This window comes from Sphingobium sp. JAI105 (assembly GCF_015752145.1).
In the GTDB taxonomy this organism is placed as follows: Bacteria; Pseudomonadota; Alphaproteobacteria; order Sphingomonadales; family Sphingomonadaceae; genus Sphingobium; species Sphingobium xenophagum.
On record NZ_JADOUC010000001.1, the window covers coordinates 3,122,816 to 3,141,332 of the forward strand.

Below are 18,517 nucleotides of genomic sequence, written 5' to 3' on the forward strand. Positions count from 1 at the left end.
TTAAGAGGCTGGTGACTTTTTGGCTAGAGCCGTCGGACGAGCTGTTCCGCGACTGCGGCCCATGGCGGGTCGGTCAGCACCAGCTGGCGTGCGCCCGAACCCAGCGGCAGCAGTTGCAGCCGGTCGCCTTCGCGCCCGATCAGGCGCCCGAACAGGAAGCGGCCCGCCGGGCGCGGGAAGAGAATGTCGCGGTTGAGCGCGCTGGCGAAATCCTGCGGCGCGATGCGGCGGCACCAGATGGCGTCACCGCTGCGATAATCGCCGATGCTGGCGCTGACATGGACGCCGACCATGCCGTCGGTCGCGATGGGGGAGGGGAAGGTGAGCGGGCGGGTCGGCGCGCGGGCACCGTCCGGACCCAGCAGCGCCGCCACCGGCACCTCGCTCTGCCCCGGCAGCGCGACCAGTTCGGCGCTGGCGACGCCAAGCGCCAGCGCGATGCGGTTGAGCCATTTGATCGATACGGTACGGGTGCCGGTTTCCAGTCGGCCGATCGTCTGCGCGGTCGTGGGCGGATCACATAGCGCGCCGACCTGTTCCAGCGTCAGCCCCTTCGCCTTGCGGACCTCGCGGATGCGGGTGATCATCTTTACCTCGCTGAATAACCTATTTGGTTTCCTCTTTCCTACAAACTATCCGCCGTGGCAAGGCTGATTCCCCACCCATCGTCCAAGGAGAAGGCCGCATGACCGCCACCCATGTCGAACAGACGATCGAAGACCCGCAGGGCCGCCATCAGACCGTGCTGGTCCATATCGGGGAATCGCCGCTGGCCTGGCTCCATGCGCGCGGCCATTTGAGCGAACGGCAGTATGTCGCGGGCGACCGGCTGCGCGCCGATTGGGAGAAGGCCGGGCTGGGCGCGCGCGTCACGATGCGTTGGGACGCGGCGCCGCGCGCGGGAGGACGGGCCGTGCCCGCGCGCCAGCCGGACCCGACGTTGATGCAATTGTCGGCGCGTGAACGCTTCGATGGCGCGATCCGCGCGGCGGGGCCGGGGCTGGCGGACATATTATGGCGGGTGGTATGCGCGGGCGAAGGGCTGGTCGCGGCGGAACGGGCGCTGGGCTGGCCCAGCCGCGCGGGCAAGCTGGTGCTGACGCTGGCGCTCGATCGGGTGGCGGGATGGTATCGGGTTGCTTGAGGCGAGAATGCGATGTGGGAGATTTTGGACCGCCCAAGCTGGCTAGCAATATTGCAGGCCAATCCAATATGCGGCGTGTGATGAATCCTCCCCTCGCAGGGGAGGTGGCAGCGCGGCGTGCTGGCGGAGGGGTGTCGTGCTAACGTGAGGGGGACACCCCTCCGTCTGACCTGCGGTCAGCCACCTCCCCTTAAAGGGGAGGATTGGCAAACATTCGACTGCGCCCAATTCGTCATGCTATCATCGCCGCGCCCAGCAGCAACAGCAGCTTGACGTCCATGGCATAGCCCTCCGCGCGCCAGGCGGCGATCTGCGCCGTCAGCTCGGCAAGGGGCACGCGGTGGACGTGAATATCCTCCCCCTCCACGCCGCCGCCTTCGCCGGTCTTTTCCAGATCATGGGCGCGGAACAGGGTGAAGCTTTCCGAGACCATGCCGGGCGAGCTGAAAAATTCGCCGACGGATTCCAGGCGCGCGGCGCGATAGCCGGTCTCCTCCTCCAGTTCGCGACTGGCGGCGATGCCGGCATCCTCGTCCGCGTCATGATCGCCGACCAGGCCCGCAGGCAATTCGATGCAGCGCCGCCCCAGCGGCACGCGATATTGATCGACCAGCAGGACATGCCCGTCATCGATGGCCAGAATGACAGCCGCCCTGATGCCCCGCGCGCGGCCGACATATTCCCATTTGCCGCGTCGCTTCGCCGTGATGAAGCGCCCGGCCCACATCACTTCTTCGGGGGCGGACGCATCCGGGTCACTCATAATTCGATCAGCCTGTCGGGAAGTTCGTTGATGTCATCATCGGCGCGCGGGAAATGGGTGGCGAGCACCAGCCCGACCTGGCGCACCGCCTGCGCCAGCCCTTCGCCCGCGCGACCCGCACGGATCGCGTCGATCAGCGCCGCCATCGCCGCGCCCCATTCTTCCGGTGCGACCTTGTCATTGATCGCGGCGTCGGCGACGATTTCGGCGCGATGTTCGTCCAGCGAGAGGTAGATCAAGACGCCGGTGCGGCCTTGGGTCCGTGCTTCGGCCGCGGTGCGGAACAGCAGGATCGCGCGCCGTCGCACGCGCCGCGCCCGCGTGGCGCGCGGGGTCATCCACATGCGCAGCGCCGGGCACATGCGCAGCGCCGGGATGGCCAGCAAATAGCGGACAGCCAGAAATTTGAGGATCAGCAGGCCCAGCAGCCCGGTCAACAATTTCCAGTCCGCCAGTTCATGGTCCCAGTCGCGCAGCAGGGCGGACAGGAAATTTCGCAATTGCTCCGGAAAGGCGGCCGCCACCGATAGCGCGATGAACACCGCCGCGATCGCCCAGTGCAGCCCGACATCATGATAGGCATCGGACCGGCGCGTCACGATAGTCACGATTTCGCCGGACGTATGGGCCTCTGCCTCCGCCACGGCGGCGGACACGAGGGCGTGGTCGGCGGCTGAAAGATGAAGCTGCATCACCAGTCCCCCGACGCGCCACCGCCGCCGAAGCTGCCGCCGCCGCCCGAAAAGCCGCCACCACCGCCAAAGCCGTCGCCGCCCCAGCCGGAACCGCCACCGCCGCCCCAGCCGCCACCACCCCAGCCGGAATCCCCCGGACCCCACAGGATGATCGGCACGCCCGAACGGCTGCGATAGCGTTTGCCCTTACCGCGCCGCCGCGATGCCAGCGCGATGAAGGCGACGACCATGACGATGACCCAGATGATCGCCATGCCGCTGACATGACCGCCCGATCCCTTGCGCGCCGCCGCTTCAGCCGCCGCCGCGCGGGCCTTCGCCTCTTCGGGCGGCAGGGTCATGATCGCGCCGATCTGGTCCACGCCCGCGTCGATGCCGCCGGCCATGTCGCCCGCCTTGAAGCGCGGGGCGATGGCGTCGCGGATGATCTGGGCCGATTGCGCGTCGGTCAGCAGCCCTTCCAGGCCATAGCCGACTTCTACCCGTATCTTGCGTTCATTGGGCGCGACGATCAGCAATGCGCCGTCATTCTTCGCCTTTTCGCCAATCCCCCAGGCGCGGCCCAGGCGATAGCCATAATCGGCAATGTCATAACCCTGAAGGTCGGGAATGGTCGCGACCACCAGTTGCCGCCCGCTTTGCGTTTCCAGCGCGGCGAGCTTGCCGGTCAGCGCCTGTTCCTGCGCCGGGGAGAGCAGCGCGGCGTCATCGACCACACGGCCAGTCAGCTTGGGAAAAGACTGGGCCTGCGCTGCGGGCACGAAGGCCAGTAGCGCGAGGAGGATAAGACAGCGGCGGATCACGCGATCAATTGCCGAAATCGACCTTCGGCGCTTCTTCCGCGCCGGGCGTCGTCGCCTGGAACGGGGTCATGGGCTTGGCGCCGTGGATGATCTTGGCGCCGATCGCGTCGGGGAAAGTGCGGATGCGGGTGTTATAGGCGCGCACCGCTTCATTATAGTCGCGGATGGCGACGGCGATCCGGTTTTCGGTGCCTTCCAGTTGCGATTGCAGGTTCAGGAAGTTGGCGTTGGTCTTGAGGTCGGGATAGGCCTCGACCGAGGCAAGCAGACGGCCAAGCCCCTGGCTCAGCTGGGCCTGCGCGGCCTGGAACTGGGCGACTTTTGCCGGGTCGGACAGATCGTCGGCATTCACCTGAACCGAGGTTGCCTTGGCACGGGCTTCGGTGACGCGGACCAGCGTGTCCTGTTCCTGCTTGCCCGCCGCCTTGACGGTGGCGACGAGGTTGCCGATCAGGTTGGCGCGGCGCTGATATTGCGCCTGGACGTCGGCCCATTTGGCCTTGGCCTCTTCCTCGGCGGCGGGGACGCTGTTGATGCCGCAGGCGGACAGGGCGAAAGCGCCCAGCAGCGGCAGAAGGAAAGGGGCAAAGCGGCGCAGGAAGGTCATGGAAGATCCTCGGCAATTATCTGCGTCACGAAATAGGCGGTTGTCCTGTCGCACGCAACGGGCCATCCAGTGATTATCTTTGCAAGGGAGAGCGGTAGCGATGGGACTGATCAGCGAATTCAAGACCTTCATCAATCGCGGCAATGTGATGGACCTGGCGGTCGGCGTCATCATCGGCGGCGCGTTTGCGACTATCACCAAGTCGCTGACTGATGACCTTATCATGCCGGTGGTGGGCTATATTTTCGGCGGTGCGGATTTTTCCGAATATTTCATCCGGCTGGGCGACCTGCCTGCCGATTATGAGGGCAACCCGCAAAGCTATGCAGACCTGAAGGCGGCGGGCGTCGCGATGTTCGGTTGGGGCGAGTTCCTGACCGTACTGGTCAATTTCATCATCCTGGCCTTCATCATCTTTCTGCTGGTGAGAGCGGTCAACCGGCTGACGGCCAAGCCCGAACCGGAGGCCGCCGCGCCCGCGCCAGCGCCCACGCCGGAGGACATCGTCCTGCTGCGTGAAATTCGCGATTCGCTGCGAAAATAATCGTCTATGCGACGAACGGAGCGGTCGGCGGGAACCATTGGGGGCGTGGCCGGTTGATCGCGGTCAGGGTTGGGACGGCGTAACGCCGTTCCGCCCGGTGAGCCATACGGTCTGCCCTTGGGGGCGCAACAGGAGAATACGCCGTGAAAACCTTCGTCAAAATCCTTGGCCTTGCCAGCCTTGTGGCCCTCGCCGCGTGCGATTCGGCTAAGGAAAACCAGGTCGAGAATGCGTACGAAAACAAGGCGGATGCGATCGACAATCAGGCTGACAATATGGAAGCCATGGCAGACAACCTGACCGGCGCCGCCGAAAATACGGCTGAACACGCCGCCGACGCGCTGGAAAACAAGGCCGACGCGACCCGCGAAGCGGGCGAAAAGGCCGAGGATGCGGTCGAAAAGCACCAGTAAGCGCTTTTTACCGATCAAGATTGGAAGGGGCGTCGCGATTGGATCGCGGCGCCCCTTTTTTTGCGCTTTAACCCGCTCTTAACCACGTCCCGCCATGGTGCCCGTTGCGCGCATCCGTGGGACCATGGGCATGGACGAACTGTTACAAGAATTCATATCCGAGACCCAGGAAACGCTGGAGGCGCTGGCGGGGGAAGTCGTCGCCTGGGAAGCCGATCCGTCGGATCGGGACCGGCTCGATGCGATTTTCCGCTTCTTCCATACGGTCAAGGGTAGCTGCGGCTTCCTGAACCTGCCCCGGTTCGAGCGGCTGAGCCATGCGGCCGAAGATGTGCTGTCGGACATCCGCGCGGGCAAGCGCGTTGCCGATCCTGCGACGGTGAGCGCGGTGCTGGGCCTGATGGACCGGATCGGCGAACTGGCCGAAGCGGTGGCGACAGGGGCGGCGCTGCCCAATGAGAATGACGAATTTCTGATCGCCGCGCTGACCACCCCGGCCGAGACATTGCCGACGGGCGGGGAGGAGCATCACCATGCGGCCGCGCCGGTCGCGGTTGCGCGGCAAGGCGGCCAGTCTGGCCCCCGCACCATTCGCCTGCCACTCAGCCTGATCGACCAGTTGATGAACGGCGTGTCGGACATGGTGCTGGCGCGCAACGAATTGTCGCGCAAGCTGCGCGAGCGATCGGTCGACACCGAACTCGACACAGTGTTCGAGCGGCTGTCGACATGCGTGGCCGACATGCGCGACGTGATTTCCAAGACGCGGATGCAGCGGGTCGAGCGGCTGTTTGCCGCGATCCCGCGCATGGTGCGCGATCTGGGTCGGGATCTGGGCAAGCGGATCGAGTTGACGCTGGAGGGCGGCGACGTCGAGATGGACCGCGAGATGGTGGAGATGGTCGTCGACCCGCTCACCCATATCGTGCGCAACAGCATCGACCATGGCATCGAAACGCCAGAAAAGCGGCGCGCGGCGGGCAAGCCCGAAGTCGGGTCATTGCGGCTGGAGGCGCGGCAGTCGGGCAACCAGATCGTGATCGTCATCAGCGACGATGGCGCGGGCATCGATACTGCGCGACTGGTGGAAAAGGCGATTGCCGCTGGCCGCCTGACCCCTGAAGCGGCTGCCCGCATGAGCGAGGCGGACAGGCTGGAGCTGATTTTCCAGGCCGGGCTGTCCACCGCCAATCAGGTGACGGCGATTTCCGGACGCGGCGTGGGCATGGACGTGGTGCGCGCCAATGTGGAGCGGATCGGCGGCCTGATCGCGCTGGACAATCATCCGGGGCGCGGATTGTGCATCACCCTGCGCGTACCGCTGACGCTGACCATCATTCCGGGCCTGATCATCCGCGCAGGCGGCCTGCATTTCGCGATCCCGCGCGCCGCGGTGGTGGAAATTCTGCACGACAATAACGACACGCTCCAGATCAGCGAAGTGGGCGGGGCCAAGATCGCGACGATCCGGTCGGTCCGTCATTCGATGATCGACCTGGAAGATGTGCTGGGCATGGAAAAGCCGGTCGAGGCCGAGCCGCGCGCCATCATGGTGGTGCGGTCTGCCACGGGCGTACCCTTTGCCATGGGCGTGTCGGCGGTCGACAATCATGAGGAACTGGTGATCCGTCCCGCGTCGCCGCTGGTGATGGCGTCTGGCGTCTATGCGGGCATGACCCTGCCCGACAATGGCAAGCCGATGCTGCTGCTCGACGCGGCGGGTATCGCCAGCGCGGCCAGATTGCCCACGATGATCGACGACCGCACCCTGCGCCAGTCCGAGCAGGAGACAAAGGCGCAGGCCGGGATCGAGATGATCGCGGCGCTGCGGTTCGAGGAATGTTCGGGCCAGCGCCGCCTGTTGCAACTGTCGCTGATCGAGCGGGTCGAGGATATTGACGCATCGCTGTTCGGCCGGTCGGGCGGCGACGCCTTTGTCCGGCTGGATGGCCGACTGGTGCCGGTGGCCAACGGCCTGACCGAATTCGGGCGCGACAAAATCTCCGCGCTGCGCCTGCGCGATGGTTCGATCGAAGCCTGCTATCCCGTCGCTGCAGTGCTGGACATCGTGCAGATGCCGATGGTGCCGGACATGGTGGCGATGCACGGCCATATCAGCGGCGTCGCGGTGATCGACGGCGAACATCTGGAAGTGATCAATCCCTTCGCGCTGTTCGGCAGCCTGCCTGACCGTGCGATCGTCGAGCGAACGCGCGGCCGTTGCCTGCTGGCCGACAGCGACGATGGCTGGACCCGCGAGATTTTGGCGCCGCTGCTGCGGCAGGCAGGGCAAGAGGTCGTACTGGGCCTGCCCGATGATGCGGCGGTGGACCCGCGCGACGTGCTGTTGCTGACCGGCGCCGATGCCGCGCAGACGGCGGGCGTCATGGCCGGGATGATCGGATGCCGCATCGTCCATCTGCGCGCTTCGCCGCGCGCGGCCGGACCACAGGATGACAGCATCTATCGCTATGATCAGGATGCGCTGATGGCGGCGATCGCCGGGGGCCAGATGGCCGGAGGAAACGGGTAAGGCCATGGACAGACTCTTTCTTTTCGCCACGCTGGCAGGCACGCGGATCGCGGTGGAGACGAGCGAGGTCGAGGCGGTCGTCCGCCTGAACGACGTGTCGCCCGTGCCGGGCATGGGCGCGCACATCGCCGGGCTGTCGGCATTGCGCAGCCGGGTGCTGACCATCATCGACGTCGCCGCGCTGATCCATGGCGTCGCCAGTCCGCGGGTGGAGCGGGGACTGGCCATCATCGCCGACATCAGCGGCCACAGCTATGGCCTGATGGTCGACGGCGTCACGGACATTTGCCGCGTGCCGGAAGGCGAATTGCCCCTGCGCGGCCAGATCGATCCGGCCTGGACCCCCTATGCGCGCGCCATCGTGGAGCATGAAGGGCATCCCTGGCTGCTGGTGTCGCTGGCCGCCTTCATCGAGGGCGGGGCGCTGGCGCAGGCGGCGTGACCGGCAGATGCGCCCGGATTTGCGACCAACCGAATAATCCTGCCTGCCTCGTTTACCAATTGCTTGGCTTTGGTGGTTAAACCTTCAGCCGTTACGTGAAAACCAAAGGGACGCCTCATGAAGAATTGCCTGGTCGTTGACGACTCGAAGGTCATCCGCAAGGTGGCGCGCCACATACTGGAATCACTGGACCTGACCGTCAGCGAAGCCGTGGATGGTCAGGATGCCCTGACCCAGTGCGAAGCCTCTGCGCCCGATGTCGTCCTGCTCGACTGGAACATGCCGGTGATGAGCGGCATGGAGTTTCTTCAGGCGCTGTCGAGCGCGAAGATGACGGCCCGGCCCAAGATCATCTTCTGCACCACCGAAAATGGCATCGGCCATATCAAGGCGGCCGTCGAGGCCGGGGCCGACGAATATGTGATGAAGCCGTTTGACCGGGAAACGCTGGAAAGCAAGCTGGTCATCGTCGGGGTGATTTAGCGGGCGGGACACACTTCCTTTTCCTTGGGAGATTTCCGACCTTTTCTTCATCCTTCGTGCAGAAAGCCCCGTGATGACCTTCATCGCGCCGATCATGACCAGTCAGAGGAGCGAACCCCAGGTGGTTCGCACGCTGGTCGTTGACGATTCGGTTGTTGTCCGCACCGTTATCGAACGCATTTTGAATGCGGACCCGGCCTATGCCGTCGTTCACAAGACGAACAGTGCCGAACAGGCGCTGGGCTATCTGGCGGAGCATGACATCGACCTGGTGCTGCTGGACATCGAATTGCCGGGGCAGAGCGGGCTTGCCGCGCTGCCCGCCATCCTGCGCGCCAATCCCGGCGTCAAGGTCGCCATCCTGTCGGGCAAGTGCGAGGAGGGCAGCGCGGCCGCCATCGAAGCGCTGGCGCTGGGCGCGAGCGACATTGTGTCGAAGCCGGGCAGCGGCAGTTTTGGCGAGCATTTCCCCCAGACGTTGATCGAGCGGCTCAATCGCCTGTTCACCGATCGTCCCGCGCCATCCCCGCCGCAGCGCCCGCTGGCGCCACCCGTCGTCCAGCCTGCCGCGCAGCCGATCGCCTGCCTTGGCATCGGCGCGTCGACCGGGGGCATTCATGCGCTGGGGCAGCTGTTTGAAGGTCTGGCCGCGCCGCTGGGCGTGCCGGTGCTGCTGACCCAGCATCTGCCCGCCAGTTTCACCGTCTATTTCGCGCAGCAATTGTCGCGTATGACCAGCATGCGGGTCAAAGTCGCTGAAACCGGCGATCTGTTGATGGCTGACACGGTCTATGTCGCCCCCGGTGACGCCAATCTGCAACTGCGTCGCGGCCTGCATGGGCGGGTGACGATAACGCTGAACCCGGAACGCACGCCCGCCGGCAACCTGCCCGGCGTCGATCCGATGTTTGCCAGCATGGCGGAAGTCTATGGCGCGGGCGCGGTGGGTATCGTGCTGACCGGCATGGGCCGCGACGGCACGGTCGGCGCGCGCGATATTGTCGCGGCGGGCGGCTGGATCGTCGCGCAGGATGAAGCCAGCAGTGTCGTTTGGGGCATGCCCGGATCGGTCGCGGGCGCAGGGCTGACCTGCGCGGTGATGGAACCGCATGCCATTATGGATTTCGTGTCGCGGCGCGGAAAGGTTCTTGTTTGATGGTCATGCCTCCCACGCCCGCATCGACACTCCAGGGCGCGGCGCGCATCCTGTCCGGGCTGCTGGAAGCGCGCACCGGGCAGATATTGACCGAGGGCCGGGCCTGGCGAATGGAAACCGCGCTGCGGCCCGTGCTGCGCAATCATGGCCTGAACGACATGGACGAACTGGCCGCCCGTTTGCTGCGCAAGGGCGACGCGCGGCTGGAACAGCATGTCGTCGATGCGCTGCTGAACAATGAAAGCAGCTTTTTCCGCGACCTTCAGATTTTCGACATGATCCAGCGGCAGATATTGCCCGCCATCCATGCCACCAAGACCGACCGGACGCTGCGCATATGGAGCGCGGGCTGTTCCACCGGGCAGGAAGCCTATTCGCTGGCGATCCGCCTGCGCAACGACGCGGCGCGCTGGAGCGGATGGCGGATCGAGATCATGGCGACCGACATTTCGACCGCCGCGATCGATCAGGCGCGGTCGGGCATATTTTCGCAAATGGACGTGCAGCGCGGGCTGGCAGTGGGCGACCTGCTCAAATGGTTCGAACCGTCGGGCGACGATTGGCGCGCCAGTCCCGAATTGCGGCGGATGATCGATTTCCGCCACGACAATCTGTTCGATGCGAAGGCGCCGACCGGCGCCTATGACCTGCTGCTCTGCCGCAACGTGCTGCTCTATTTCACGCCCGAACGGCGGCAGGCGGTGCTGTCGCTGCTGGCCCGGCACAGCCATGCGGGATCGATCCTGTTGCTGGGCGCTGGGGAAACGGTGATGGGGCAAGGCGATGATTTCATTGCCCATTCCGAATTTCGCGGTGCCTATGCGCGGCAGGCGGCCTTGCCGGAGGGCGCGATCGGCCGGGTGCGGCGGGCGGGTTAAAGCTTCGCGCCTGCTTTAACCATGCTTGATTGCCGCGCCGCGCTGCGCCAATGTCGTGCCAGGGCCGCGCGACTGCACGGGCGGGCCGAAAGGGCATGATGAACGAGCTGCCGATAATCGAAACGCCGTCGCCCAATTTCGACGAGCGCAGCCTGCCGGTCACGATGCTGGTGCTGCACTATACCGGGATGCCGGACGCGGCGAGCGCGATCAACTGGCTGGCCAATCCCGAATCCAAGGTTTCCGCCCATTATGTCGTGACCGAGGATGGCCAGATCATCCGCATGGTCGACGAAGCCAAGCGGGCCTGGCATGCGGGACGGTCCCACTGGCGCGGGGTGGATGACGTCAACAGCGCCAGCATCGGCATAGAGATTGTCAATCCGGGGCATGAATGGGGCTATCGGCCCTTTCCCGAAACCCAGATGAGTTCGTTGATCCCGCTGGTCCACGACATCGTCCAGCGCCATCGCATCACCCGCGGCAACATCGTCGGCCACAGCGACATAGCGCCCGCGCGCAAGCAGGATCCGGGCGAATTATTCCCCTGGGGGCAACTGGCGCGGCTGCGGCTGGCCCTGCCGCGCCCGACCAAGAATCTGATGGACCCGCACTGGACCGATGGCGGCTTCATGCTGGCGCTCGAACGGTTCGGTTATGACATCGCCGATCCGCAGGCGGCGGTGGTGGCGTTCCAGCGGCGCTTCCGTCCCGAACTGATCGACGGGGTGATTTGCGGCGAATGTCGCGCCATCCTGCTGGCTTTGCTGCTGCCCAAGCCAAGGGGCGATGAATAAGCAGGTGACGCGATAGCGGAACGAGGCTAGGAACCGTCGCGCCAGAGGGCCGGGCGGCCGCGGCGTGGCGGGTAACTTCCACGGCGAGGAAAGTCCGGGCTCCACGAAATGACGGTGCCGGTTAACGACCGGCTGGAGTGATCCAAGGGACAGTGCAACAGAAAGCAGGTCGCTAAGGTTTCGACCCAGTGACATTGAAAGGGTGCGGTAAGAGCGCACCGCGTCTGCGGCAACGCAAGGCGGCATGGTAAACCCCACCGGGAGCAAGACCGAATAGGGGCGGCGCGCAGCTTCATGCTGCTAGGTCTGTTTCGACCGAGACCGTCCGGGTTGGTTGCTTGAGGAACGGAGCAATCCGTTCCCTAGAGGAATGGTCGCCTATCCCCGCCGGCTTCACGGCTTGGCGGGGTGGACAGAACCCGGCTTACAGGCCCTCTGGCATTTATTTGAGTATTGCCGCTGGCGCGGGCGTCAAAATGCGCTCTTTCGCGCATGTTCAAAATATGGCGCGATGGGCTGGCATTCCGCCTGTACCTTCCCTAATTCGGGCAAATGGCACGAAACAGCCGATCCAATGACTGGGGATTTCCCCGCTGGCGTGCCTATGGCGCAGCGCGTGAGGCGCAGCGCGTGCGTATGTGCGACCGTTTCGGGTGCGACAAGCCGGGCGACTGCCCCGCGCCCAAATCCCCCAACAGCCCGGAACGCTGGTATTTCTGCGCCGAACATGCCGGGGAATATAACCGCAATTGGGACTATTTTCAGGGCCTGGACCAGGAAGAGCGCGAACAGCGCGAGCGGGACGAGCGGCGCGACGCGGGCGGCTATCAGGGCAGCGCCTATCATAGCTGGGGCGGTCCGGGCGATGGCAGCCGGTCGCGCGACGAACTCCATGCGCTAAAGGCGCTGGACCTGGAGGATGACGCCGATTTCGAGGCGGTGAAGAAAAGCTGGCGGATGCTGGCCAAGGAAAATCATCCCGACGTCAAGCCCGGCGACACGCAGGCCGCCGCCCGTTTTCAGACGATCCAGGCCGCCTATGAAGTGCTGCGCGCGGCCGAAGAGCGTCGGACATGGAAGCCGCGCGGGGCGGTGGATTGAAACATCTGGTCCGGTCCAACTGGCAGAATGCCATCCTTGTCTGCCGCAAATGCGAAAAGAAACTGGATGGCGGCTTTGGCCCCGATGGCGACGAGCGGCTGGCCAAGGCGCTGCGGCGGCACCTGTCGTTGAAGAAAGGACGCAAGGCCGCGGCGGGCATCATCGAGGTCAGTTGCCTGGGCGTGTGTCCCAAGGGCGCGGTGACGGTGGTGAACGGCGCGGCCAGCCGGGAGTGGCTGCTGGTACGGCCCGGCGCCGATCTGGATGAGCTGGCGCGGACGCTGGCCTTGACGCCGCCAGCTGCCTGACCCGGTCAGCCGGCGCGGGCGATCGGCGGGGCGCTGTTGTCGATCCTGTCGGCGAGGGGGTAGAGGGTGCGGTTCTCGCGGTCGACCCGTTCGGTCAGCGCGCGGATGACGGCCTGCGTCGCGATACAGAAATCGGCCCATTCCCGTGCGACGCGATCGTCGCTCCACGCGGTCATATAGCTGGAGAAGCTTTCGGCGAGCGCGCCGGTTTCGGCCTGGAGAGTGGCGGCGGTGGTGCGGGTATGCGCATCGTCGGCGCGTTGCAGCGCCGGGTAGAGGATGCGGTCCTCCAGCGCGAGATGCGCCATCAACTGGCGCGCGAGCTGCCAACGGATGGAACCCACGCTGCGGGGGGTGGTGCGGTCAGCCGTCGCCTGCGCCAGTCGGTGCGCAATGTGGCTGATCTCGTCATGTTGTCGGCGCAGTTCGGTCATGTCCATCGCTTCGCCCTTCCGTGTCTACGGATGGCCGATGATGCGTACGGCAGCTTAAGAAACCGTTGCGGTAGGTATAATTACGGTCGTAAATATACCCATGGCCCTGCACCATGCGATGCAGGGCCATAGCCGTTGAATTAGCCCGGCTGGTCGGCGCGGCTGACGCCTTCGCCATCCAGGTTGAGCGCGACGAAGTCCCAGTCGATCGCTTCCTTCAGCAGCTTTTCGGCATAGGCCGGGCGCAGGTTGCGATAGTCGATATAATAGGCATGTTCCCACACATCGAGGATCAGCAGCGGCGCATGGCCTTCATGCGCGACCGGCGTGTCGGCGTCATGGTAGGACGTCACTTCCAGCTTGCCATCCTTGAGGACGAGCGCGGCCCAACCGCTGGCGAAATGGCCAACGGCTTCGGCCTTGAGCTTGTCGACCAGGGCATCGACCGAGCCGAAGCTGTCGTTGATCATGTCGAGCAGCTTGCCCGACGGCGCTTTCTTTTCGGGCGACAGGCACAGCCAGTAGAAGCTGTGGTTCCAGATCTGGCCGACCTGGTTGAAGAGACCGCCCTTGGACGATTTGATGAGCTCGACCAGCGACTTGCCCTGGAGCGACGCGTCGGCGGCGACCAGTTCATTGGCCTTCACGACATAGGCGTTGTGATGCTTGCCATGGTGATAGTCGAATGTTTCGGCCGACAGGATTTCGCCAAAAGCGTCCTTGGCATAGGGCAGGTCTGGCAGCGTGAAAGCCATGGGAAAACTCCTCGGTTCGTTGATGGGGACGATCGCATAACGAAACTGCGACCTGAAGGCTCCGTGCCACTAGCAGGCTTATTACGCGACCGAAAACAGGATATTTTCGCTTTTCATCTACGGAAATATCCATGTGACATCAGCGTAACGATCGCCTAGACTTACAGGTCGGGTTGTCGGGCCTTGCGCGGCGGCCGTTCAGCCCTGCGGTGGCGACGTGCCGCCAATTTCGTCGCTATCAAGCCGGTCGCCCAGATTGAGGCCATGGCGCATCAGCATGGGGATGTTGGCGGCGGCAAAGACCACCGACACGATGGTCACGCCCCATACCTTGACCGCCAGCCAGCTGTCGAAGCTCATCGTGCGGCGCATCACTTCATTGGCGATCGCCATGGCGACGAAGAAGATCGCCCAGTTGCGCGACAATTTGCGCCAACCTGTTTCGGACAGGCCATCATAGGCGGCCTGAAGCAGATATTTGAGCAGCGGCTTGCCGCGCATCAGCCCGCCAAACAGCATCAGCGCGAAAAAGCTGTAGATGATCGTGGGCTTGATCTGGATGAAGCGCTGATCATGGAAATAGATGGTGAGGCCGCCGAAAAACAGCACCAGCGCGGCGGACAGCCAGAGCATGGGCGAGACTTTGCCCAATTTCCATTTCGACACGATCACCGCGACGACGATGGCCGCCATGAAGGCAGCGGTGCCGACGATCATCCCCAGAAATTTATAGCCCAGGAAAAAGACCAGCAGCGGCCCGAAATCGAGCGCCAGGCTAAGCGTGCCCCCATGTCCGGGGCGTTGGGCGGGTTTGGTGTCAGCCATGGCTGTTTTTCCTATCGTCATCCTGACGAACGTCAGGATCCAGGGCGTCGAAGCGCTGCGTGGCGGACTCTGGATGCCGGATCAAGTCCGGCATGACGGCGATTTCACCGTGCATAGGCGGTCCCGGCGATGGCCCGCGCCATGTCGCCCGGATCGAAGGGGCGCAGATCCTCGATCTTTTCGCCCACGCCGATGGCATGGATCGGCAGGCGATATTTCTCCGCCGCCGCGACCAGCATGCCGCCGCGCGCGGTGCCGTCCAGCTTGGTCATGACCAGGCCGGTGACATGGGCGACTTCCTTGAAAACCTCTATCTGGTTCAATGCATTCTGTCCGGTGGTGGCATCCAGCACCAGCACAACGTCGTGGGGGGCGGCCGGGTTCAATCGACCCAGCACGCGGCGCACCTTCGCCAGTTCGTCCATCAGTTCGGTCTTGTTCTGAAGGCGGCCCGCCGTGTCGACGATCAGCACGTCGATGCCGGTGGCCGTCGCCTGCTTGACCGCATCGAACACGATGCCCGCCGCGTCGCCGCCTTCCTTGCCAGCGACGATGGGGATGCCGAGCCGGTCGGCCCAGACCTTGAGCTGGCCGATGGCCGCCGCGCGGAACGTGTCACCCGCCGCCAGCATCACGCCATAATCCTGTTCCAGGAAATTATGCGCCAGCTTTGCGATGGTGGTCGTCTTGCCGGAGCCATTGACGCCGATCACCAATATGACCTGCGGGCGGGGGAAGGCCTCTATCTCCAGCGGGCGGGCGACGGGGGCCAGCACCTTCTCAATCTCTTCCGCGATAATCTCTCGCAGATATTCCTCGGTCAGTTCCTTGTTGAACCGGCCTTCGGCCAATCGGTCGCGCACCCTGGCGGCCATGGCCGGGCCAAGATCGGTCATGATCAGCGCTTCTTCAATCTCGTCCAGCGTCTGATTGTCGAGCGCTGCCTTGCCGAACAGGCCAGTGAGATTTTCGCCCAGCTTGTCGGATGTGCGCTTCAGGCCGCCGAACAGGCGATCGCGCCAGGAAATTGCATTATCGGTCATTACTGCGCCTCTTGCGCGATCAGCGCGCCATTCTCAAGGCCGGTGATCGTTGCGTGTAGAATCGCGGAGGGGGTCTGCGGGGTCGCAAAGCGCACCGGGGCGAAATTTTCGGCATGGCCGGACAGTCCGCTGCGTTCTACCAGCACCGACTGGCGGGTGCCGACAAGGCTGGCGAGCCAGTCCGCGCGCCGGGCTTCGCAAGCGGCGCGGAGACGGGCGGCGCGGGCCTTGATGGTCGCGCGGTCCACCTGCGGCATGCGCGCGGCGGGCGTGCCGGTACGCGGGGAATAGGGGAAGATATGGCCGTGGACGATCCGGCAATCGGACACCAGCGCCAGGCTGTTTTCGAACATCGCCTCATCCTCGGTCGGGAAACCGGCGATGATGTCCGCGCCGATGCTGATGTCGGGCCGCGCGGCGAGGAGGCGATCGACGATGCGGACCGCGTCGGCGCGGCTGTGGCGGCGCTTCATGCGTTTGAGGATCATGTCGTCGCCCGCCTGGAGCGACAGGTGAAGATGCGGCATCATCCGGGGTTCATGGGCGATCAGGTCGAACAGCCTGTCGTCAATCTCCACGCTGTCGATGGACGACAGGCGCAGGCGAGGGAGGTCGGGTACGCCGGTCAATATGCGTTCGACGAGCAGGCCAAGCGAGGGGCTGCCGGGCAGATCGGGACCATAGCTGGTGACGTCCACCCCGGTCAGCACGATTTCGCGGTAGCCCGCCGCGACCAGTTCCTTCGCCTTTTCAACCACCGCGCCGGCGGGGACGGAGCGGCTGTTTCCCCGGCCATAGGGGATGATGCAGAAGGTGCAGCGATGGTCGCAGCCATTTTGCACTTCCAGGAAGGCGCGGGCATGATCGGCAAAGGCGCTGGCCATATGCGGCGCGGTGTCGCGCACGGCCATGATGTCGGCGACGCGGACCTCTGGCATTGCGCCAAAAGCTCCGTTCGCTTCGAGCGTAGTCGAGAAGCGCTTCTCGACTACGCTCGAAGCGAACGGGGGTTGGTATGTTGCCGCCGCCATCTTTTCCCGGTTGCCGATCACCGCATCGATTTCGGGCATCGCGGCGAAGCTCTCTGGCTCGGTCTGCGCGGCGCAGCCGGTCACCATGATGCGCGCGTCGGGCCGGTCGCGGCGGGCGCGGCGGATCGCCTGCCTGGTCTGGCGCACGGCTTCGGCGGTGACGGCGCAGCTGTTGACGACGATCAGGTCGTCCTGCCCGCCCGCCATTTCACGGATCGCCTCGCTCTCCGCAATGTTGAGGCGGCAGCCCAGCGTGATGATGTCCGGGCCGCTCATTAGAAGCGCGACCAGTCGGCCTCGCCATCGAACACATGGGTGGCGGGGCCGGTCATGCGGATCGTGCCGCCGGGCGCCCAGTCGATGACGAGATCGCCGCCGGGCAGGCTGACGGTCACGGGGCCGCTGACCAGTTTGCGACGGATGGCGGCGACGGCGGTGGCGCAGGCGCCGGTGCCGCAGGCGCGGGTGAGGCCAGCGCCGCGCTCCCACACGATCAGGCGGATATGATTGTCACCCACGACCTGCGCGAAGTTGACGTTGACGCGGGCGGGGAAGAGCGGGTCCGTCTCTATGATCGGGCCAAGCCGCGCGCTGTCCACCGCGTCCAGATCATCGACGAAGAAGATGACATGGGGGTTGCCGACATTGACGGCGGCGGGCGGGGGCAGATCCTCCCAGCTGGCGCTCATGGTCAGCGTGTCCATGGCGTAGGCCAAGGGAATCGCATCCCAATCGAAGCGCGGCGCGCCCATATCGACGCTGGCGCCGCCTGTCACCGCCTTGGCGTCCAGCAGGCCCGCCTGCGTGCGGATCAGCACGTCGCGGCCCACGAACAGAGGCACGCAGCGCGTGGCGTTGCCGCACGCCTCGACCTCGCTGCCGTCAGCGTTGAATATCTGCATCGACACGTCGGCATCGGGCGCGTTGCCGATCAGGATCAACTGGTCGCAGCCGATCCCGGCATGACGATCGGCAATGGCGCGGGCGCGGCTTTCCGTCATGTCGAGCGCGTGCGCGCGCGCGTCGATCACGACGAAATCATTGCCCAGGCCATGCATTTTGGAAAAGCGTCCCATGATGGGGGCGCATGTAATGTGGGGGAAGGGAAAAGGCCAGAGCGTCGAGAAAACTGCTTATCCAGCGGCGGCTTTGAACAATATATGTAAAGAGCGGATGACCGATATCGGCTGGTCGGCAGCGTCCTTTGTTATCGACACATAGCCCGCCTTGGCCTGAGCGCAGGCGACCGCTGCCAATTGTGGAGAAACAGCGGTTTGCGGATGATGTTCGCAATATGCGACGCGCCCGGACGTGTCCATTCGCACAATCACCACAACACGCTGCTGCTGTAATCCATTAGGGAGCTTCGCGACTTGAAGCTCAAAATCGGTGTCGTCCACTTCCGGTTTGGGCGCTAGACTACGGTTTGGTCGGTCCATATGACGCCAGCTAATACTCCCTTTGTAGGTGTCATAAACTGGTTGGCCATTTTCATCGGCGGCAGGCTTGAATGATGCCCGGACGGACAGCAGCACGCAGGTTCTTTTGTCGAGTTCTGGAACGCCACTGGACTGCGTTATATAGCAGTTGGCCACTTTGCCCTGTGGTGAAACCAAGACGAGAAAAGAGGTCGTCCCTCTTTGTGAGAGTCGGATGGCTTCGGGTGGGTAGTCTAGATTGCTAGCCCAAGTGCCGGGGTATGAAGCGGGCGATGCTCGCAACAATGCGGTCGTAGCGAGTGCGGCAAGAACAATACTCAAGT

The 18,517-nt window shown here is 64.4% G+C and carries 23 protein-coding genes and 1 other RNA gene; 12 read left to right on the top strand and 12 right to left on the bottom strand.

The features are described from left to right. Positions 1-23: 23 nt before the first annotated feature. Complete coding sequence (locus IWY39_RS15135) at positions 24-587, bottom strand: helix-turn-helix domain-containing protein (protein ID WP_019053734.1); 564 nt, start codon at positions 585-587, stop codon at positions 24-26. A gap of 98 nt (positions 588-685) precedes the next feature. Between IWY39_RS15135 and IWY39_RS15140 the strand changes: the two genes are divergently transcribed. Beyond that, complete coding sequence (locus IWY39_RS15140) at positions 686-1,144, top strand: DUF6456 domain-containing protein (RefSeq protein ID WP_107124744.1); 459 nt, start codon at positions 686-688, stop codon at positions 1,142-1,144. A gap of 232 nt (positions 1,145-1,376) precedes the next feature. On the opposite strand, the gene IWY39_RS15145 is transcribed toward IWY39_RS15140, so the two are convergent. Genes IWY39_RS15145 through IWY39_RS15160 form a run of 4 tightly spaced genes read right to left on the bottom strand, consistent with a single transcriptional unit; the run spans position 1,377 to position 4,012 of the window. After that, positions 1,377-1,907: an NUDIX hydrolase gene (locus IWY39_RS15145; RefSeq protein WP_107124745.1), complete on the bottom strand. Its 531-nt coding sequence runs from the start codon at positions 1,905-1,907 to the stop codon at positions 1,377-1,379. Beyond that, positions 1,904-2,599, bottom strand: coding sequence for a TPM domain-containing protein (locus IWY39_RS15150; protein ID WP_107124746.1), 696 nt, complete (start codon positions 2,597-2,599; stop codon positions 1,904-1,906). Before IWY39_RS15150 ends, IWY39_RS15145 begins: the two co-directional genes overlap by 4 nt. Further along, entirely contained in the window at positions 2,599-3,405 is an 807-nt protein-coding gene (locus tag IWY39_RS15155; protein ID WP_107124747.1) for a TPM domain-containing protein, read from the bottom strand. The genes IWY39_RS15150 and IWY39_RS15155 overlap by 1 nt, the downstream gene beginning before the upstream one ends. A 4-nt stretch (positions 3,406-3,409) precedes the next feature. Beyond that, positions 3,410-4,012 carry a LemA family protein gene (locus IWY39_RS15160; protein WP_019053730.1) on the bottom strand — a complete coding sequence of 201 codons (603 nt, stop codon included), beginning with the start codon at positions 4,010-4,012 and terminating at the stop codon, positions 3,410-3,412. 100 nt (positions 4,013-4,112) lie between these two features. On the opposite strand from IWY39_RS15160, the gene mscL reads away from it, so the two are divergent. From mscL to IWY39_RS15215, 11 genes are all read left to right on the top strand, one after another. Next, on the top strand, positions 4,113-4,556 hold the full coding sequence (gene mscL, locus IWY39_RS15165) for a large conductance mechanosensitive channel protein MscL (RefSeq protein ID WP_107124748.1): 444 nt from the start codon (positions 4,113-4,115) through the stop codon (positions 4,554-4,556). A 143-nt stretch (positions 4,557-4,699) separates the two neighbouring features. Then, positions 4,700-4,969 carry a hypothetical protein gene (locus tag IWY39_RS15170; protein ID WP_017181043.1) on the top strand — a complete coding sequence of 90 codons (270 nt, stop codon included), beginning with the start codon at positions 4,700-4,702 and terminating at the stop codon, positions 4,967-4,969. Positions 4,970-5,099: 130 nt separating this feature from the next. Then, entirely contained in the window at positions 5,100-7,502 is a 2,403-nt protein-coding gene (locus tag IWY39_RS15175) for a chemotaxis protein CheA (protein ID WP_107124886.1), read from the top strand. Between the two features lie 4 nt (positions 7,503-7,506). Further along, on the top strand, positions 7,507-7,944 hold the full coding sequence (locus IWY39_RS15180; RefSeq protein ID WP_017181045.1) for a chemotaxis protein CheW: 438 nt from the start codon (positions 7,507-7,509) through the stop codon (positions 7,942-7,944). A 117-nt stretch (positions 7,945-8,061) separates the two neighbouring features. After that, a complete protein-coding gene (locus tag IWY39_RS15185) occupies positions 8,062-8,427 on the top strand; it encodes a response regulator (protein ID WP_006958812.1) in 366 nt (121 codons plus the stop codon). 73 nt (positions 8,428-8,500) lie between these two features. Next, positions 8,501-9,583, top strand: coding sequence for a chemotaxis protein CheB (locus IWY39_RS15190; protein WP_107124749.1), 1,083 nt, complete (start codon positions 8,501-8,503; stop codon positions 9,581-9,583). Next, complete coding sequence (locus IWY39_RS15195) at positions 9,583-10,461, top strand: CheR family methyltransferase (RefSeq protein WP_107124750.1); 879 nt, start codon at positions 9,583-9,585, stop codon at positions 10,459-10,461. Before IWY39_RS15190 ends, IWY39_RS15195 begins: the two co-directional genes overlap by 1 nt. 98 nt (positions 10,462-10,559) lie before the next feature. Continuing rightward, positions 10,560-11,258, top strand: coding sequence for an N-acetylmuramoyl-L-alanine amidase (locus IWY39_RS15200; protein ID WP_107124887.1), 699 nt, complete (start codon positions 10,560-10,562; stop codon positions 11,256-11,258). A gap of 41 nt (positions 11,259-11,299) precedes the next feature. After that, an RNA gene (rnpB, locus tag IWY39_RS15205) (RNase P RNA component class A) lies at positions 11,300-11,701 on the top strand. Positions 11,702-11,810: 109 nt separating this feature from the next. Further along, complete coding sequence (locus IWY39_RS15210) at positions 11,811-12,359, top strand: J domain-containing protein (RefSeq protein WP_019053990.1); 549 nt, start codon at positions 11,811-11,813, stop codon at positions 12,357-12,359. Beyond that, positions 12,332-12,667, top strand: coding sequence for a hypothetical protein (locus IWY39_RS15215; RefSeq protein ID WP_019053989.1), 336 nt, complete (start codon positions 12,332-12,334; stop codon positions 12,665-12,667). Before IWY39_RS15210 ends, IWY39_RS15215 begins: the two co-directional genes overlap by 28 nt. A gap of 5 nt (positions 12,668-12,672) precedes the next feature. Here the strand turns inward: IWY39_RS15215 and IWY39_RS15220 are convergent, their stop codons facing one another. The 7 genes from IWY39_RS15220 to IWY39_RS15250 form a co-directional block, all read right to left on the bottom strand. Then, a complete protein-coding gene (locus IWY39_RS15220; protein WP_107124751.1) occupies positions 12,673-13,107 on the bottom strand; it encodes a hemerythrin domain-containing protein in 435 nt (144 codons plus the stop codon). Positions 13,108-13,241: 134 nt separating this feature from the next. Further along, the gene (locus IWY39_RS15225; protein ID WP_017181052.1) at positions 13,242-13,856 is read right to left on the bottom strand and encodes a superoxide dismutase; all 615 of its coding nucleotides are present in this window, start codon (positions 13,854-13,856) and stop codon (positions 13,242-13,244) included. A 198-nt stretch (positions 13,857-14,054) separates the two neighbouring features. Further along, positions 14,055-14,681, bottom strand: coding sequence for a septation protein IspZ (gene ispZ, locus IWY39_RS15230; protein ID WP_017181053.1), 627 nt, complete (start codon positions 14,679-14,681; stop codon positions 14,055-14,057). A gap of 104 nt (positions 14,682-14,785) precedes the next feature. Next, positions 14,786-15,724, bottom strand: coding sequence for a signal recognition particle-docking protein FtsY (gene ftsY, locus IWY39_RS15235; RefSeq protein WP_017181055.1), 939 nt, complete (start codon positions 15,722-15,724; stop codon positions 14,786-14,788). Continuing rightward, positions 15,724-17,031 (bottom strand): tRNA (N(6)-L-threonylcarbamoyladenosine(37)-C(2))-methylthiotransferase MtaB, encoded by a 1,308-nt coding sequence (gene mtaB, locus IWY39_RS15240; RefSeq protein ID WP_107124752.1) that lies wholly within the window; start codon positions 17,029-17,031, stop codon positions 15,724-15,726. Before mtaB ends, ftsY begins: the two co-directional genes overlap by 1 nt. Then, on the bottom strand, positions 17,031-17,831 hold the full coding sequence (gene dapF / locus IWY39_RS15245) for a diaminopimelate epimerase (RefSeq protein WP_107124753.1): 801 nt from the start codon (positions 17,829-17,831) through the stop codon (positions 17,031-17,033). The genes mtaB and dapF overlap by 1 nt, the downstream gene beginning before the upstream one ends. A gap of 57 nt (positions 17,832-17,888) precedes the next feature. Then, entirely contained in the window at positions 17,889-18,515 is a 627-nt protein-coding gene (locus IWY39_RS15250) for an energy transducer TonB (RefSeq protein ID WP_107124754.1), read from the bottom strand. Positions 18,516-18,517: the final 2 nt, after the last annotated feature.